This is a genomic window from Nocardia sp. NPDC047038 (assembly GCF_040644075.1).
GTDB classification, from domain to species: domain Bacteria; phylum Actinomycetota; class Actinomycetes; order Mycobacteriales; family Mycobacteriaceae; genus Nocardia; species Nocardia sichangensis.
The window spans coordinates 60,572-77,277 of sequence record NZ_JBEYVQ010000016.1; the positions used below are offsets into that span (position 1 = coordinate 60,572).

The window sequence follows — 16,706 nt, forward strand, 5'->3', positions numbered from 1 at the left end:
CTGTTCGTTCACTCGATAAGCGGTGCGTAACCGCCTACGAGATAGCACAACTAGGTCTCGACGAGCCAACGTCTTGTCGGTGATCGGTCTGACAACATCATCTGTATGGCGAAGGCTAGCGGCAAGGGCAAGACCCGTTTGACGATCAAGACGCAGGCTATGCGCGAACTGATGTTCAAGTCCGGTGGCCGCTGCGCAATGACCGACTGCGGGCTGCCGCTGACGTCTCCGACCGGCGGCTGGATCGGCACCGTCGCGCACATCGTCGGCGCCGAAGAAGACGGGCCACGCGGGGCCAGCCCGATGACAGCCGAGGAAAGGGCCGCCGTCAGCAACTTGATCCTCATGTGCGCGACCCACGGTCGCGAGGTCGATGCGCCGGATACGGGTGAGGCAAAATTCTCGGTGGAGCGGCTACGCGCCATGAAGGAGAAGCACGAAGCGAAGGTCACTGAGGCAGTCACCGCCGCGATCGCACAAGATCAGTCAGGTATCCAGACCGCTACCGGCGCCATCGACACAGGACTTCGACCAGCGAAGGCCGCTGTTACCGCCGCAGGGTTGCTGGAGTCCCTCGGGCTCGACGACGAGGAGGACGCTGCGCCGAGATTCGTCGATGCCCTAACCGGTGCCCGGGCAGATTTGCAACGACTCTCGCAGCTCGCGCTCGATACTCTTTCGCAGCTGCTTCAGCTGTGGCTGCTTGAGTGCCGCAACGAATTGGACCACACGTGCGACTTTGGCGACCCATCAGACTTCGGCCCGTATCTACCGCTGCAGAACGTTAAGAACCGCGTCGTCAGCTCCAGGTTGTTCGACATGGGCCTGCACGAGTTGCAGGCGCGAAATGTCGTCGAGGTATCGGCGGACGAGGATGCGGGAACAATCGATTATGCCTTCACCACCCTGTGGAAGCAGCCGGGGCGAATCCAGTACAACTTCTGGATCTCGGCGGCCTACTTCTTGTACGAGGGGTATGGCGTGGAAATCCAGGACTGGGTTAGAGGCCTCGACTTCTCAATCTTCGACCGGCTGGCACCGGAGACTTCGAAGGTGCAGTGGCGGTAGCGCGTGGGGCCGCGATCGGAGGCCCGCACTCCGTTCAAGAGGGGCTCTACAGTACTGCTTCAGCCTTGAATGGGCAGCCATGAGGGTGTATGCCGCTCGCTCCTGGCTCCTGGCCAGTCCCGAACAGTGAGGCGGCGACAGTGCTGGCTGAGACTCAACGAGGCATGTGCCGTGGAATCCGAGGCGAAGCGAGGCTGGTCCCGCTTTGCCTCCTGTTACCGGCTCATCGGCATAGAGGCAGCCGGACCGCCATGCTTCGAGCCGATCGTAAGAAGGAATGCCGACGAACGGCCAGGCAGTCGGCGAAGGTTGCTAGGACCACCCCAGCAGCCGAGGATGTCAATCTGCCACCGACGGTGCGGAATCTCAGAACCGTGGCGGATCCGCCACGGCACCGCCAAACGTTCTAAGATTCCGACACGAGTTTCGAGACCCTATAAAAGGGCTGCTACGGAGTAGACCCCGCGTTCGAACTCGCGATTTCGCACGCCTGTGATGAAAGCGCGGTATTCGTTGTGGTCGAAGTACAGTCTGGCCGTTCCGGCGCTTCCCGCATGCCCTTCGGCAGCGCTGAAAACGTAGCCGTTGCCGCTTGTTCGGGTGATCGTGAGCGCGTGACGCACCGGCTCGCCTGTTCGGATCGCGTGTTGGATCGCCTCGAATTGGTCGTGGTCGAAGGTCAGGCACTGGTCGAGGGGGACTTCGTGGTCGCCAATGTGGGCGAGTTTGTCGTCCCACACGATGGTGCGGGTGGCGTCTCGGTAGATCATGACGCATGCCTGTTGTGGTGAGCTGGCGGCAGCCTTGCGGAATTGACTTACGGTCGGTGTCGGCAGCATGGGCGTTCCTTTCGAGCGTGCGGGACCGGGGGTTTTCCGGTTCTCGCACCAGTCCACGTTACGAGAGGGTGGCGGTAGCGGCGAAGTTGCAGGGGCGTGCGTCATCTTCGGTGTCGGTGGGGGTATCGGGGTGCCAGTCGGTGGCGTAGGTGATTCCGGGTTCGGTGAGGGTCCATCCGTCGAAGAAGTTCGCGAACTGCTGTCGGGTTCGGAGAGTGACGGGGGTACTCGCGTCGGCGAACACCGACGCACCGGCAGCGACCTGGGTCTTGATTTCGGGTCCTGCGTCTTCGAGGGAGACATGGGTCATCGCGAGGTGGCTGCCGGGTGGCATCGCGTCGCGCAGATCTGCGAGGAGTTCGGCGGGGCCGTCTTCGTCGGTGATCCAGGGCAGTACGGATATCAGGAGCAGCCCGATGGGTTGGGTGAAGTCGAGCAGTCTGCGGGTATCGGGGTGTTCGAGGATGCGTGCCGGTTGGCGCAGGTCAGCGTCGATCATGACAGTGGTGTCGAGAAGCTGGTGTTGAGTGAGAAGTTCGCGGGCGCGGTTGATGGCCTCTTCGTCGTTGTCAACGTAGACGACGCGGGGATCGGGGATGAGTTCGCGGGCGACTTCGTGGGTGTTGCCACCGGCGGGTAGTCCGGATCCGATGTCGAGGAATTGCCGGATTCCGTGGCCCACCATGTGCCGGACGGCGCGGCCGAGGAAGGCGCGGTTGTGTCGGGCCCACTTGGGGTAGAAGGGTATCGCGGTGTAGAGCTGTTCGATAAAGGGAAGGTCGGCTTCGTAGATGACCTCGCCGGTGATCATGTGCAGATAGATGCGCGCCGAGCTCGGCTTGGCGGTGTCGAGATGGCGAGGTTCGAAGTCGGGTTCGGACATCGACGGGTTCCTGTTCGGTTGTGGTCCTGCGGTCGGCTATCGCGTGACGGTGGGTCGGCTGCGCAGGCCGCGGAGCAGATGGTGCATGAATTGCCGGGAATCAGCGGGGCTGAGGGCGGTCATGGTGAGGCGGTTGAAGATCTTGTCGCGGATGGCGACCGCGGGTTTGTCGTCGATGTAGCGTATTTCCCCTTGCGCTTCGACCACGGCCATCTCCAGATCGCCCGCCGCTCCGGGTGAGGGAACGCGGACCAGAATGTAGCGGTCCTCCATACCGGCGCCCGGGGCTTGGTGGGTGAAGGGCATGACCTGAATCTGGATGTTGGGCCGCGCCGACACTTCGATGAGATGGCTAATCTGGTCGACCATCACCTGGTCACCGCCGTAGGTGCGGCGAAGGCAGGATTCGGACAGGATCGCGTGGAACTCCGGTGCGTTGCGTGTGAACAGGATCTGCTGGCGCGCGGTTCGTGCTTCGACGTAGTCATCGACGGTGATGGCGTCAGGATCGTGGTCGTCGGGCTGGAACGGTTGGTGCAGCGCGCGAATGTAGTCGGGATGCTGAAGTAGCCCGGGGATGATCTCGGCGGCCGTTTCGCGCAGGCGATCGGCCACGGCTTCGAGATCGACCAGCAGTCGCAGGTCCTCGATGTAGGCACGCCGGTACCCCGAGGTCCAGTACCCGCGGCGATGGCTGTCCTCGCGCAGGTCGAGCAGGATCTGGAGATAGTTCTCATCGCCGATCCCCAATTCGGTGACCAGCTTCTTCAGCGCTTCGGCGGTGAGATTGCCGGTTCCCGCGATCGCGGCGGCGATGCGCGACTGGCCGACACCGACGATCCGGCCGGCGTCGGCCTGCGTGACACGCGACCGCCGCAGCAGGTCATCGATTTCCCGTCCGAGCAGCACTTTCCTCGCGGTCCTCGCCATGCACTCCCACCGTATCCCACAGCTCGATCGGACTCTTTCCACCCGTAACACTGATTATCAGGTTAGATTATCAGCAAAGATAATCTGTCCGAGGCAAGAGAGCACTCTGTTAGTCGATGTTCGGTTGGGCGTCGACGCGCGAGGGAGATGTGGGACGCCGAACCGGCGCGTGCGGCGTCAGGGTTCAGCAGGTGGTGTCCGAAGGTAAGGGGTAGCCGGTGGAGCCGTCGATGTTGCGCGATCCCACCGCCGAGTTCGCGGCCGGCGCTGAGGCGAGCGACCGATCCTGGGGCGAACGCCTGCGGTCGTTTCGGCTCGATCACCTCCAGATCAGTCGCAAGGACTTCGCCGAGCTCATCAACGCGCGCGCCAGGGGCGAGCGTGTCAACGTCGCGTGTTCCGAGCGTCATGTCGCCCGGTGGGAAGACGGCGACGTCCGGACCCCGAGCGCACCGTATCGACGTCTACTGGTGGCAATCGGCGCACCTGTCCCTGACCACGACCAGAGATCTGCACGCGCGCGACCCGCCACCGATGCCGTGCCCGTGCAGGCACCGATGTCATGGTCTGTCGGGTCAGGCGTATCCGAGCTGGGACGCGCGCCGGAAGCAACGTTGTTGGAGGCCGTCGCCGCCGCGGTCGTCGGATCTTCTTCCGCGCTGGTCCCGTGGCTTCCGCGACTCGACGAGGCAGAGGCGACGGATCGGGTCGGCCGCGGGCGGGCCATGGATGCCGATGGTGTGCGGTCGGCCACGGCGCGTTTGCGGTCGCTCGATCAACAACGCGGCGGCTTCGCGGTCACCGGTTCTGCGACGGCGTTGTTGGGTTCGATACCGGATCTGCGGAAGCTGTGTCGCGACGAGACTGCCGATCAGGCGATTCTGGTTGCCTCGGCCGACCTGGCCCGATTGATCGGCTGGGCGTTTCACGATGCCGGAGATCAGTATCGCGCGCGCCAGTTCGCCACCCTGGCTCTGGTCTTCGCGCGTCGGGCGGGCGCGGACAGTCTGACTGCGTCGATCCTGTACGTGCTGGGCCGCATCAGTGTGATCGAACGCGATCCGCGCACCGCACTGCGTATGTTCCAGCTCGGGCAACTTCCCGCGCGAGACGCCGCCGACGGCGGCGAATCGGCTCGCCTGTACGCCAACGAGGCGTGGGCACACGCCATGCTGGGCGATCAGAACCGCATGAACTTCGCCTTGGCATGCGCCGAAGACGAGATCAACCGCGTCGGCGACATCGTCGCGCCATGGACTCGCGTGTTCTTCACACCGGGCGAATTCACCGGTATCCAGGCCGTGATCTACAACGAATACGCCACCACCGCGCCCCGCGCCGTGGCCGACCGCTATTGCCTCGCCGCCCTCGACAGTGCCCGCGCCTCCCTGCAAGCCTCCGCGCCCGGGCGGCCGGCCCGCAGCATCCTGTTCGACAACATCACCGCCGCCACCGCCTGCTTCCGACTCGGTGAGATCGACATTGGCCTGTCCTTCGCCACCACCGCCGTCGAGATGGCCGAACGGATCACCAGCGCCAGGGTCGCGGACCGGCTGGAGAACATGGTCCGCTGCGCCACCACCGCGACACCACGCAGCGACGTCCGGGACTTGTCCCACGCGGTCAAAGCGAGCCTGCTGGCGATCCCCCGCGCGTCACATCACCCGACCACGGGCCGTGCCACGAGCGCATAGGCTGGGGGTGTGGCGACCGATATCGCGGCCGAGCGTGCCGCCGAGTTGCATCGCATCGTCGAGCTGGCCTGCGCCCGAATCGGTTTGAACTCCCACGGGGCGGAACTGATCAAATACACCGTCAACGCCGTTTACCGGCTCCCACGCGAACGCGTTGTCCTTCGCGTCGCTTCCGACCGGGTCGGAGTTTCGCGGGGACAGCGCGTGGTCACCATGGCCCGCTGGTTGCAGGCCCGCAACGCCCCGATCGCGGCCCTGCTCGACGGTGAACAACCGCTGAAGGTCGAAGGCGATTACACGGTGACGTTCTGGCACGAACTCGGCCGGCGAACAGACTGGGCCGCTGCCGATCTGGCATCGCCGCTGCATCGACTTCACGCCCTCGACCTCGACCACACCGTCCTGCCGACCTGGGACCCGTTCACCACCGCACGCGATCGGCTCGCACACGCCGACACCGCTGTCCTCGCCCCCGCCGACGCCCGGTGGCTGCGCGAGCAATGGGACCGAGCCGAACAAGAATTCCGGCGCGTCCAGGACCAGCTGCCAACCGGCATCATCCATGGCGATCCCCACACCGGCAACCTACTGCACCGAGACGATGACACCGTCGTGCTCTGCGACCTCGATGAGGCCGGGATCGGTCCTCTCGCATACGATCTCGTTCCCCAAGCGGTCGGAGCAACGCGGTTCCACCGCCACGACTTCTACCGCGAGTTCGTCCACGCATACGGCAGCGACGTCCGCGACGATCCGGCGTGGCCGATCCTGTCTCGTATCCGCGAGCTGATCATGGTCACCAGCGTCCTGCCCGATCTCCAGCACCGCCCCAGCGTCGCCGCCCAACACGCCCACCGCCTGGCCACACTCAAGACAGGGCGGCACGACATCCCTTGGGACCTCTACACCTAGATCCCCGCGTGGCGGCAAACCGGCCTCCGACCGACAGCACCGGAGGGCAGTCGCATCGACGATCCTCGACAGCTCGTGCCCGGAGTCATCGGACCGGGTGTCCGAATCTGTCATGTGAATGTCGGCGAACTTGCCCGATTCTGCCCTGCGCGATGTCATGGTGGCAGTCCTCCGGCGACGATTAACTCTGTCTATGACAGCAGATGAGGTACTCCGCGCCCCGCCACGTCGGCGCCGGACCGGATCGACACGATAGGTCGCCACGCGCCGCCTGGACGGCAGCCACATCAGCGCTGCGGAACCCGACGTTCCCCCAGAACTGTTTTCCCTGATCACTCGTTGTCAGGACTCGCCCACGTCATCGGCGGCGACACGCAGGCTCATCTCGTGCATGCCCGAAGACCCTTCGGGTCGCCACTGGTCATCGGTCACTACCGCCCTTCACCTCTTCGAGGAGAACCAGCGAAAAGGGGTCACAGGAAATGTGGATTGGATACGCCCGTTCGGACCTGCTGTCCAGACACGGCGCCGATGCTTTCGATCGATCCGTGCACGACTTCGCCGCGCGCAACGGGTTCGGGGACGGCCGCGTTTTCTTCGAACCGCTCGCACCGGAGACCCTGATCGGTGATCTGCTCACCGAGATCGACCGTACCGTGCCGGTGTTGAACCGCCTCGAGTCGCTGGCACGGTCGCGACGGGTGGACCTCGGACGGCTCCTGGCACCGGGTCACCGCCGAGCCGATCTGCTCTGGTCGATCCTGTCGCGAATTCTGGAAGCGACCGATGTCTGGTTCCTGGTGCCCTCCCGACAACACCTGTCCGATCTCGACGCGTCAGGACGGGCGGCACTGTCCCAACTCACCGCCCTGCCCACCCTCACCCTGCACTATCTCGACGGGACCGCGCACCGACCGGCTCCGGTATCGCGTCCGGTACAGGAGCACGACGCGGGCCACGAACAACTCGTGGTCGAGTCTCGAGTCGGCGCGATCCCTGCCGTTGCGCAACTGGACGCCGCCGAGGCGCTGACCCGTCACCGGTGGCCCGAGGTGATGGAACGCGTCGACGCGGTCTATGTCGCCCTCATCGGCGATCGCCACCACCCGGCCACCCGGACGCTGTGGCTTGAACCCACTGCGATGCCCGACACGGTGATCCGCACGTTGGTCGACACCATGACTGGGTCGCTGCTCGTCGAACTCGATGAGCCGTATCCGCGAAGCGATGAGCCCTCCCATGGCTTGATCGCCCTGTGCGAGCATGTGCAACGCTTCCCACGCGGCGCACACACCGTCACTCGCTGCACCCTACCGGCCCGCGTGAGCATGACCGGTGAGTCGGCGGTGAGTCAGCGATGAGCACCACAACACCTGTCACCGGCCCGCTAGCGATTTCGAAATACGACGCCGGACAGCACGATCGCGACGGGGCAGTCGACAGGCTACTGGAGGCTCGCGAACTTCACCTCGCCGTGGCCGGACGCCGTGTCGAGGGCAGTTCGTCACTGATCGGGTGGGCGCGGGAGCTGGCCGATATCCACGCGAGCTTGCTGAGCGCGGCGGTGTCACCGGATCGGCGTCCGGCCGGGTTCGACGAGATCGCGACCCGCGACCACATGACCGCGGTCATGGCGGCGATCGACGAGTGGGCGATATTCCGCCTGCCCCGACCTGTCAACGCCGCCCACCACACCCATCCTCTGGGCGAAGTGATCAGCCACTACGCCAATGTCTTCGCCCAGTCCCAGTGGATCCTGCGCCACACCACCAACACCGAACACCACCACGAAGCCGCTTTGCGGATGGCCCAAACCCACCAGGGCTACGCCGATCTGGTCACCGCGATCCGTACCCGACGCGTCCAACTACCGCTGGGCTGGCGAGCAATCCAGGAGCTCCGATGAACCGCACACGCCCCGGCACCGGGCACCAACCAGACCCCCGGACGCCACGGGCCGCCGGCAAAGACTCATCCTGGTTCGGAGCGATCCCATCCGCGCACGTGCTGTTCCGCGCCTGGAACACACCAGGGTTCGCCGCCGCCGACTACCCGTTCCCCACTCTGGTCGGTATCGCGGTGGAGATGCTCGATGCCCATCACCACTACCGGGCCGCCTTCGGCCAGCTACTGCGGCTGCCGCCCGGCCACGACGACAGCGTCGACATCGACGTTCTTACCGACGCCCTGCATACCGCCCACCGACGACTCGGCCGATTGATCGACCGGATCGATGACCATCTCGCCCATACCCTCGCCCCGCCGGTACACCGGTCGGCGACCTGTCATCGCAACGGTCTCGGCGCCGAGGTATCTCAACTGTGCCGATGCTGGATCACCGCGATCGACCCCTCTGTCCCGGTCGAGACCGGTCCGAGAGCACACCAGTCCCTGGTCGGTCAGGCCGTGGTCTACGACGTGCTCGCCGCCGACGTCGCCGCAGGACGGGTCCATCTACCCACCCGTGTCCCACAACCGGCCAATGCACGGCACTGACCACGCCCCACACCACAACCACCCTGCCGAAACGCCACGCGCGATCCCTCGGCGAGGTCGACCGCCACGCCGCGCAGATCCACGCCAATCCCGGTCCGTACTACGCCACGCCAGCAGCGCCGAACACCGGCAGGAGCCGGCACTGCGCATGGCACAAGTCCAGGAAGGCCACGCCGACCCGGTCACCGCGACCCACGAACGCCGCGCGCAGCTCCCACTCGCCGACCGCGGAATCGATGCCGACCGTCCATCGAATCACCAAGAGAGGTAGGAAAACGTGAAGTTCGGGACCGTGAAATGGTTCAACCACGAGAAGGGTTTCGGGTTCATCACACCCGACTCCGGCCCGGACCTGTTCGTCCGTCAAGCCGATGTCCACGGCCACGACGCGCTGCACCGGGATCAACGCGTCACCTTCGATGCCATCGACAGCCCGAAAGGCCCTGCCGCGCAGAACGTGCGGTCCCTGTGACCGCCCCGGCAACGGCGCGTCGCGGGCGCGGGCAACGGACTCGGCGCCGACTGCTGCTTACCGCACGACGACTGTTCCTCGCCCACGGCTACGGGCCTGTCCATATCGCCGATATCGCCGACGCCACCGGGTGTACCACCGGTGCGCTGGGCAAGCACTACCCCTACAAACATCTGATCGGTCACGAGGTCGCCGAGAGGCTGACCGCCTTGGCCGTACACCGCATCCGCGATGCTCACCCGAGAGACCGCAGCCACCTGGTCACGACGCTGACGAAGTGGGCGCGCACCGTGACCAGCCACCCCGAATGGATCTGGTTCGAACTCGATCTCGCCACCACCGGCCCGGAACACCGCGCACAGCACCACGACCGCAGACACCGTATCCACGCGGCACTGACCGAGCTGCTCACCACGACCATGGAACCCTGCCCTGGCATCGAGCTCCCGACCACTGCCGCATCACTGATCGCCGCCCTGGTCGGGCTCGCCATCGGCCCGCCCGACGACGCCACCTCCGACCACCAGTGGATCCGAACGCAAATCGAACTCGTACTGCCTGCCCCCAACGACCGCACATTCCCCAGAACGAGCACCCCCATCCAGGAGAGCTGACCCATGCCCGATCCCAGCCGGCCCACCCCCGACCGCACCACCACCGATCACCAGATCGCGCTCACGACTCCCGCCGACGAGGACCCCGATGTCATCACCGTTGTGCGGGACGCACTCGCGGCGGTGCGCGATGACTGAGCCCGCCGTAACGACGAGCGATCTTCGACCCCACCCGAGCGGTCCGACGCGCAACCGAACCGAGAAAGACCACAGGTGAGCATCTTTCGACCGGCCCCGGCCTGTCCGGACATGAACCGGCTCCTCGGCATCCGGCACGGATCAGTGACCCCGGCGACCACGATCGAGGACGCGCTCGACACCGTCCACGACATCTGGGCCGCCTACCTCGCCGGTATCGACATCGTCGACAGCCACGACTGGACCCTGCACGGCGGCCAGGCCGCACTAGCACGGGCCACTAAAGCGATCGTGTCGAACTCGCCCAACGGTTCAGCCACCCCACGGCGCAGCCTTGCCCCTCGATGACGAACCCGACGGGATCGTGACCATCGGCGATCTCGTCGCGCGTATCGCGATGCTCGCGGTCCTGCTCCACAAGGTCCGCCCCGATATCACGCAACGCTTCATCGTCCCCGAATTCCTCCACCTCGGTCAGCGAACGAAGCAGTGGTCACCGGCGTGGGAACCGGTAGCCGACCTCGAACCGGCCCGCGCGCCCACACTCGCCACCAAGGCGCGCCACCCGCGCAGACCCACCACACCAGCGACGAGAACAGCGAGCGACAGTACCGATGACCACCTCCACGGATCTGCCCACTCGAGCGGCTGAACGCAGGCCCATGCCGGACAGCGGTGCAGGCGCTGGAACAATCCGGCACGACGATCGCAGACCGACTGCTGCACATAGTTGCCCGGCGTGCCCGCTCGATCGTCGACGACGGGACCGCCCAGATGCGCGGATCGGATCTGCTGCGGCCACGCCAAATGATCCGCTGTGCTCGGTGACCCGATAAACTCCTCTGGGTGGCGCATCAGTTCCCCGCGAACCCCTTCGCGACGCGTTCGGGTTCGGCCGCGCGAACGAGTCCCGATCGCGGCCGATGAGCCCGGTCACCCTTCCTTCCGACGTGCTCGACCGTGCCGACTTCGAGCGTCACCAGATTCCGATTCCCGCCGCGTTGGATCAGGCCACCGTCGAGCTGGTTGCGGCCAGGTCGGGTAAATGGCATGCCCGAAACGGATGTCAGTACGGGCGTGAGGGAGCCGTCCAGCAGATCCCGCTGCTCGGAATCCGGTGGGACGAGGTGTGCCGCAACTGCGCGAATGTCGCCAGCTCCGTCGACCCCGTACACGCGAGTACCCTCCGAGCCGTCGGCGAAGTGAGCGCGATGCGCCGACACATCGACTCGCTCACTCGCATGCTCGCCGATCCAGACGCCACCTTCGAATGGCTCGACTACGCGAAATGGCGTGCCCGATGCCCGATGTCGACAGAATCGATAGCGGGATTGATCGACCAGATCCGGGGTGTTCGGGGCTACTCGCGCACGATCGCCGCCATCAACAGCGCGGCCCTCGACTACTCGCGCCGACACGATGAGCTGCTCGCGCAATTGGCCACGCGGCTCGGCTCCGATGCCGAGGACGGGCTGCTCGATCGGGCGGTCGACATCGTGGACACCGACTCACCCGCACGCGCCGAAAGCGATCTGCTTGCGGCCATAACCGGTACCGCCGATTCCGGTATCAGGGTCTACGGCCTGAAGGATCGGTCCTTCGACGCTTGGGCGTCGGTCGCTGGTCTCTGGCTCGCCGCGCACCGGCAGGGCCACTCCGATCCCGCCATGATCACCGCGAATGCCACCAGGTATGTCGCCGAACACCTGTCCCAGGTGAAGGACCTGACCCGGTTACCGGCCGATCCCACGGTGGCGGTCCATCCTGCCGACACACCGCAGAGCTGGTCGGATCGGGTCTTTTCCACGTTGCGGGACCGGACCGTCACCGCCTGGGTGGACCGCGCGGAAATGGCCCTGCACGGGCTGCGCGGAGTCCATCGCCGCGACCACAGCACCGAACCCGAACGCGCCCTGTTGGTAGCCGGATGGCCTTTGCACGTCGCATCCCGCGCACGACTGGCCTATCTGACCCAATACCCGCAGCTGCTGCCGCCCATGCCGATCGAGCTCCGATACGGCAGCAGATTGTCCGACGACTACGACGATCGCGACCGGACCACCGTGGCAGTGCTGCGGGTACCCGACCACGCCGCCGAACAGGCGCATGCTATTTCTTCCCACATCCGCTCGACACCGCTGATCGACGACGTCGACCCCGTCACTGCGGCTCGTCAACTGCTGCGCGAAGTCGGAGTCGTGATCCACCCGGCCGACCTGGCTCACTCGCCCCGACCGTCATCGCGTGTCGAGACCGAACGCCGCCGCCTGGTCACCGCGCTCAACGACGCCCAGTTCCAGTACCACTCCCGCCCCTTCGCCCTGAACAGCCGTGAGCTTCCCGCGCACCTCCACGGCGACGACCGTAGCTGGACCACCTGGGAGGCACGAGCGGCGTTCAACCATGCCGGCTCGATATTTATCCCAGGTGTCGATGACCTCGACCTGTTCGCGTTAGCCTTCTCCCGCACCAGCGCCCACAACACCGCCGACGTGCAGGTCCGACTCGAAATCGCCGCCGCGAAACCCCCGACAGTCCATTCGCGGTGGGGCCTGCTCCCCGAGATCGAGCATCCACCCACCGAATACACCGCAGGACTGATCGATATTCCCGCAGCCCTGTACGGGATCACCGGCGACCACAGCGTCGTGCTCCTGGAGATCAGTCCATGCCGTGACCCCGTCGCTGTACCACTGAACTGCATCGCTGTCATCCAGAGCGTTCGCCGATAGAACCACCGTCGAAGGATCAGCCCGGCGTGTTCGGTTCCTCAGTCCATCGGCCAATCGTCTTGGGCCTATCGACGCGCCGACCCGCTGTCGAGTCCTCACCGGCGTGGCGTCGAATCGGGGGTTCGCTGCCGTACGGGACGGTGTGAGCGTAACGTCGCGAGGGGTCAGCACACGCTGATCGTCGTCCGAGTGCCGCCGGATCCCCTCCCCAGCGGCACCTCGGTCGGCGTCGCTCGTGGAACGTCGGAGTTCGGGTCAGTAAGCCGACCGCGTCGATCCCGTCGACTCGGTTCGCTCACTGTGCGAACTCACCCGCGAATGCCATCGTCGGAGGCTGGTGGGCAATCGTTGTGAAGCAGTGTGTCGGCGGGTTCCGTCGCAACTTCTTGCGGTATTGACCTACGGTCGCGGGCCAGGGATTAGTGACCGCGCCGTTGGCGTGTTTGTACCAGCTCTGCGGGCTGCGCGGCCACACGGTTGTCTGGAGGGCCCGGTCCATCCATTCCTGGTAGGCCGACATCGCCTCGGAGTCAACTTCTATTGCCATGTCACCGCTTTCGGCACGCAGCCGCAGACACGCCAGGATGTAGTCGATTTGGAGTTGTTTCATCGCCGGGTTGCTGCCCGCGGCGGTGAAGGAGTTGGGTCCGGCGATCAGGAACAGGTTCGGAAATCCCGGCACCGCCATGCCGTAAAAGGCGCTCGCCCCCTCGGCCCACTGCTCGTGCAGCAGTCGCCCGCCACGCCCGGATACCGTGACGTCGGCCAGAAATTGCGGCGCGTGGAAGCCGGTGGCGTAGATGATGGTGTCAGCGTCGTGGTGTGTCCCGTCGCTTGTGATGAGTCCGCGGGTGTCGAGTCCGCAGATCGGTGTGGTGATCAGCTCGACGTTCGGTCTGCGCAGGCTCGGGTAGAAGCCGTTGTCGAGCACGATCCGTGTGCCGCCCAGAGGGTAGTTCGGTGTCAGTTTCGCGCGCATCACCGCGTCGGATATGTGGTGTCGCAGATAGCGGCGCGCGATCGCTTCGGCAGGGCGGGCGGGCCAGCCGCGGCGCATGATCGGCGCCAGCAGGCTGTCAGCGCTGTGGTGCAGCAGCCGACGGTAGGCGTGATGTGCGCCCGGGACCGCCAGCAGCGCGGTGGTGACGGGCCCGAACGCGGGACCGGGTTTGGGCAGCACCCAGTGCGGTGTGCGCTGGAAGACTCGGACCCGGGCTGCGGTGTCGGCGAGACTGGGCAGGATCTGGGCAGCGCTGGAACCGGTGCCGATGACCGCGACGCTGCGACCGGTCAGGGGATGGTCGTGGTTCCAGCGCGCGGTGTGGAACATGGTGCCGCCGAACTCTATGTGTCCTGGCAGGGTGGGGATGTGAGGGCGGTGCAGTTGACCGAGAGCGAAGACCACGGTTTCGGTGAGGATCGTCTGTCCGGAGTCGGTAACCAATTCCCAGAAGCCTGTGTCGTCGAGATAGGTGGCGGCCGTGATCCCGATACCCGATCGCAGGTGCGGTGTGAGTCCTTCGTCGGCGACGATGCGGTGCAGGTAGTTCAGGATCGCACGCTGATCGGGATAGCGGATATGGCGATCTCGGTAGGGCGCGATCGGCAGCGAGTACAGGTGGGCCGGGACATCGCAGTTGCATCCGGGGTAGGTGTTATCGCGCCATACTCCTCCGATGTTGCCGGATCGCTCGAAGACCGCGAACCGGGTGATGCCCGTTCGCCGCAGTGCCGCGGCCATGCCGATCCCTCCGAATCCGGCGCCGATGACCGCGACCTGAAGCACTGCCGGGTTCGCGGCGGAACGATGCCGGTGCGTATTCGCCTGCGCCAGGTCGTGCGCTGTCGGTTCGGATGTCATGAGCGATCGCCGATCGTCAGATGGCACAGCGACTCGTAGTGCGCTCTCGGGGCGATGACGGCCGGTAGATCGGTACGCGGGTGTAGGTGGATGTCGAGGAGGTGGTGTCTGGCGAGCCGTGGCAGAGGGTTTCCGGCCACGCGCCGCCAGCGTGCGATTTCGTGCGCCTCACGGCGGGTGATGGCGTGGCGTATTTCGACTGCGGGTGTGGTCGAACGAGTGCTGGTGAGCATGGCATTCCTTTGGTCTGTGCCGGGGACGGGTTGTGCGGGCGTCGAACGACAAGAAGCTGAGATCGTTTGGGTTCCTCAGCTGGGGTCGGTTACCTGTCGTTGGAGGGGTCAGCTCTGCGACGCTGCGGCCTGGTTCGGGATTTCGTTGACCTGGACGCCCTGGAGAAGGCGGCCGGTCGGTGCCGACTGGCCGACGACGCGGTTGCGCGGGGCGGATCTCTCGTGTGCCCGGCAATCGCGCCGTCGCGCCGCGTGCGAGTTCAGCGGAGGTTGTGGGTGAAGAACCGGTCTTCGCTGGAGGTATTGATGGTCAAATCGATTCCGGCGAGTTTGCCGAAATCGATGGCGGCGCCGGGGGTGTGGACGGTGAGTCCACAGCCGTGATAGAAGCTCAACAACCGCGGTGTGTTGGGGAACTGTCCGTAGAGCACGTGGGCTTTCAGGGCTCGCGAGGATCGGATGGCGCTGTTCACCAGGGCTGCTCCCGCGCCGGTTCGTCGATGCTGTTCATCGACGGCCAAGACCTGGATCTCGCTGGTGCGCAGCAGCGCGAGGAGGGGGTGGTCGGGGCTGGTGGCGATGACGCGGGTGAGCAGCCATAGGGTGGGCCCGCTGAGGATGCCTCCGGCCAGTTGGCCGTCGACGACAGCGACCGAGGCACTGGTGCGGGTGGCAGCGGCGGCGGGCACGCCGTGGCTGTCGAGGGTCCGGCGCAGTGTGGCTCGGGTGGTGATGAGGTCGCTGCCGAGCAGTCCGTCCTGGTGGAAGCCGAGCAGGTGCTCGACCAAGAAGTCCGGATCCCCGACGCCGCTCATCGCGGCCCAGCGTACGAACTGGTGCAGTTCGGCTTCGCTGTCGATATCGCGCACGGCGATGCGGGGATCCGGTCGGTCGGTGTTGACGGTCGTGGGTCGGTATTGGGTCATGGTGTCGTCTTTCATCGGTGTGGTGGCGGGCGCTATTCGGGCTGCCAGTGGTTGGTGTGCTCGTGGGTGACGAGGCGGCCGAACTGGATGTCGGCGAAATGCATGCCGAACCCGCGGGTGTGCGGCTCGGCGAGTTCACGCAGAAGCCGGGCGGCGGAGTCCCGCGACTGTGCGTGGTCGTCGTCAATGGCGGTGGTCAGGTGCGGGTGGGTGATCTGGACGGGGGTGGTGAGGGCGTCGCCGAACACGATCAGCCGCTCGCCGAGGCTGCTGAGTAGGTAGCTGGTGTGGCCGAGGCTGTGTCCCGGTGTGGGCAGGGCACGCACGCCGGGGAAGAACTCGCTGTCGGGGACGGGACGGATCTGGGTGGCGAAGGTGGCCAGTACTTCCGGGGGTGTGCCGTCGGCGATGGCGAGGTCGCGCATGTCCCATTCGGTGGTGCTGACCAGTACCGGGATTCCGGCGAAGACGTTGATGGTGGTGTCGGTATGGGCTTGCCACAGCCAGCCGATGTGGTCCATGTGCAGGTGGGTGAGAGCGACGAGTTCGATGTCGTTGACCGATTTCCCGGCGGCGGCGAGGCTGTCGATCAGTTGCCCGCCGCGCAGTTGTCCTACCGGGGTGGGCACGGCCAGCGGCCCGAATCCGGCGTCGATGAGCATGGCGCGGTTGCCGTATTCGATGAGCAGCGCGCCCACGCTGGCCACGAGGTAGCCGTCGGGATCGAGCAAGGCGGTGAACTGACGCCACACGTGTTCGTCGGCGTCGGGCAGCCAGCGCCGGGCATCCAGCAGCGCCACGCCGTCGGGCAGGTAGGTGACGCGAAGGTGGCCGAAGACTTGGCGGCGAAGTCCGGCCGGTCGGGTGAGTCGATCGTTGGTGACGGACACGGTGGGTTCTCCTTCTGA

General features: G+C 65.7%; 19 protein-coding genes. 12 read left to right on the forward strand and 7 right to left on the reverse strand.

Annotation, left to right across the window (positions count from 1 at the left end; all coding sequences use genetic code 11):
- Window positions 1-105 precede the first annotated feature (105 nt).
- On the forward strand, window positions 106-1,068 hold the full coding sequence (locus ABZ824_RS33060; RefSeq protein WP_356967999.1) for a hypothetical protein: 963 nt from the start codon (window positions 106-108) through the stop codon (window positions 1,066-1,068).
- A 434-nt stretch (window positions 1,069-1,502) separates the two neighbouring features.
- Here the strand turns inward: ABZ824_RS33060 and ABZ824_RS33065 are convergent, their stop codons facing one another.
- The 3 genes from ABZ824_RS33065 to ABZ824_RS33075 are packed head-to-tail and all read right to left on the reverse strand — an operon-like array spanning window position 1,503 to window position 3,720.
- On the reverse strand, window positions 1,503-1,907 hold the full coding sequence (locus ABZ824_RS33065) for a hypothetical protein (protein ID WP_356968001.1): 405 nt from the start codon (window positions 1,905-1,907) through the stop codon (window positions 1,503-1,505).
- 58 nt (window positions 1,908-1,965) lie between these two features.
- Complete coding sequence (locus tag ABZ824_RS33070; RefSeq protein WP_356968003.1) at window positions 1,966-2,790, reverse strand: SAM-dependent methyltransferase; 825 nt, start codon at window positions 2,788-2,790, stop codon at window positions 1,966-1,968.
- A gap of 36 nt (window positions 2,791-2,826) precedes the next feature.
- The gene (locus ABZ824_RS33075) at window positions 2,827-3,720 is read right to left on the reverse strand and encodes a helix-turn-helix transcriptional regulator (protein WP_356968005.1); all 894 of its coding nucleotides are present in this window, start codon (window positions 3,718-3,720) and stop codon (window positions 2,827-2,829) included.
- Between the two features lie 614 nt (window positions 3,721-4,334).
- Here ABZ824_RS33075 and ABZ824_RS33080 point away from each other — a divergent pair.
- The 5 genes from ABZ824_RS33080 (at window position 4,335) to ABZ824_RS33100 (ending at window position 8,822) form a co-directional block, all read left to right on the forward strand.
- Window positions 4,335-5,414 carry a hypothetical protein gene (locus tag ABZ824_RS33080; protein WP_356968007.1) on the forward strand — a complete coding sequence of 360 codons (1,080 nt, stop codon included), beginning with the start codon at window positions 4,335-4,337 and terminating at the stop codon, window positions 5,412-5,414.
- Between the two features lie 9 nt (window positions 5,415-5,423).
- Window positions 5,424-6,326 (forward strand): aminoglycoside phosphotransferase family protein, encoded by a 903-nt coding sequence (locus ABZ824_RS33085; RefSeq protein WP_356968009.1) that lies wholly within the window; start codon window positions 5,424-5,426, stop codon window positions 6,324-6,326.
- Window positions 6,327-6,874: 548 nt separating this feature from the next.
- Window positions 6,875-7,687, forward strand: coding sequence for a hypothetical protein (locus ABZ824_RS33090; protein ID WP_356968011.1), 813 nt, complete (start codon window positions 6,875-6,877; stop codon window positions 7,685-7,687).
- Window positions 7,684-8,232, forward strand: a complete 549-nt coding sequence (locus ABZ824_RS33095) for a hypothetical protein (protein WP_356968013.1) — start codon at window positions 7,684-7,686, stop codon at window positions 8,230-8,232. Before ABZ824_RS33090 ends, ABZ824_RS33095 begins: the two co-directional genes overlap by 4 nt.
- Window positions 8,229-8,822: a hypothetical protein gene (locus tag ABZ824_RS33100; RefSeq protein ID WP_356968015.1), complete on the forward strand. Its 594-nt coding sequence runs from the start codon at window positions 8,229-8,231 to the stop codon at window positions 8,820-8,822. The genes ABZ824_RS33095 and ABZ824_RS33100 overlap by 4 nt, the downstream gene beginning before the upstream one ends.
- A 100-nt stretch (window positions 8,823-8,922) precedes the next feature.
- Here the strand turns inward: ABZ824_RS33100 and ABZ824_RS33105 are convergent, their stop codons facing one another.
- Window positions 8,923-9,084, reverse strand: a complete 162-nt coding sequence (locus ABZ824_RS33105; protein ID WP_356968017.1) for a hypothetical protein — start codon at window positions 9,082-9,084, stop codon at window positions 8,923-8,925.
- A 15-nt stretch (window positions 9,085-9,099) separates the two neighbouring features.
- Here ABZ824_RS33105 and ABZ824_RS33110 point away from each other — a divergent pair, with 15 nt between their 5' ends.
- The 6 genes from ABZ824_RS33110 (at window position 9,100) to ABZ824_RS33135 (ending at window position 12,778) form a co-directional block, all read left to right on the forward strand.
- Window positions 9,100-9,294, forward strand: coding sequence for a cold-shock protein (locus tag ABZ824_RS33110; RefSeq protein WP_280184792.1), 195 nt, complete (start codon window positions 9,100-9,102; stop codon window positions 9,292-9,294).
- On the forward strand, window positions 9,291-9,908 hold the full coding sequence (locus ABZ824_RS33115) for a TetR/AcrR family transcriptional regulator (RefSeq protein WP_356968020.1): 618 nt from the start codon (window positions 9,291-9,293) through the stop codon (window positions 9,906-9,908). The genes ABZ824_RS33110 and ABZ824_RS33115 overlap by 4 nt, the downstream gene beginning before the upstream one ends.
- Window positions 9,909-9,911: 3 nt before the next feature.
- Window positions 9,912-10,046, forward strand: a complete 135-nt coding sequence (locus ABZ824_RS33120) for a hypothetical protein (RefSeq protein ID WP_356968022.1) — start codon at window positions 9,912-9,914, stop codon at window positions 10,044-10,046.
- Between the two features lie 75 nt (window positions 10,047-10,121).
- A complete protein-coding gene (locus tag ABZ824_RS33125) occupies window positions 10,122-10,394 on the forward strand; it encodes a hypothetical protein (RefSeq protein WP_356968024.1) in 273 nt (90 codons plus the stop codon).
- Complete coding sequence (locus ABZ824_RS33130; protein WP_356968026.1) at window positions 10,381-10,698, forward strand: hypothetical protein; 318 nt, start codon at window positions 10,381-10,383, stop codon at window positions 10,696-10,698. The genes ABZ824_RS33125 and ABZ824_RS33130 overlap by 14 nt, the downstream gene beginning before the upstream one ends.
- Window positions 10,699-10,969: 271 nt before the next feature.
- Window positions 10,970-12,778, forward strand: coding sequence for a hypothetical protein (locus ABZ824_RS33135; RefSeq protein WP_356968028.1), 1,809 nt, complete (start codon window positions 10,970-10,972; stop codon window positions 12,776-12,778).
- Between the two features lie 295 nt (window positions 12,779-13,073).
- Here ABZ824_RS33135 and ABZ824_RS33140 read toward each other — a convergent pair whose 3' ends face one another.
- The 3 genes from ABZ824_RS33140 to ABZ824_RS33150 all read right to left on the reverse strand — a co-directional run bounded on the left by ABZ824_RS33140 (window position 13,074) and on the right by ABZ824_RS33150 (window position 16,688).
- Window positions 13,074-14,639 (reverse strand): NAD(P)/FAD-dependent oxidoreductase, encoded by a 1,566-nt coding sequence (locus ABZ824_RS33140; RefSeq protein ID WP_356968030.1) that lies wholly within the window; start codon window positions 14,637-14,639, stop codon window positions 13,074-13,076.
- 493 nt (window positions 14,640-15,132) lie between these two features.
- Window positions 15,133-15,798 (reverse strand): GNAT family N-acetyltransferase, encoded by a 666-nt coding sequence (locus ABZ824_RS33145; RefSeq protein WP_356968032.1) that lies wholly within the window; start codon window positions 15,796-15,798, stop codon window positions 15,133-15,135.
- A 32-nt stretch (window positions 15,799-15,830) separates the two neighbouring features.
- On the reverse strand, window positions 15,831-16,688 hold the full coding sequence (locus ABZ824_RS33150; protein WP_356968034.1) for an MBL fold metallo-hydrolase: 858 nt from the start codon (window positions 16,686-16,688) through the stop codon (window positions 15,831-15,833).
- Window positions 16,689-16,706: the final 18 nt, after the last annotated feature.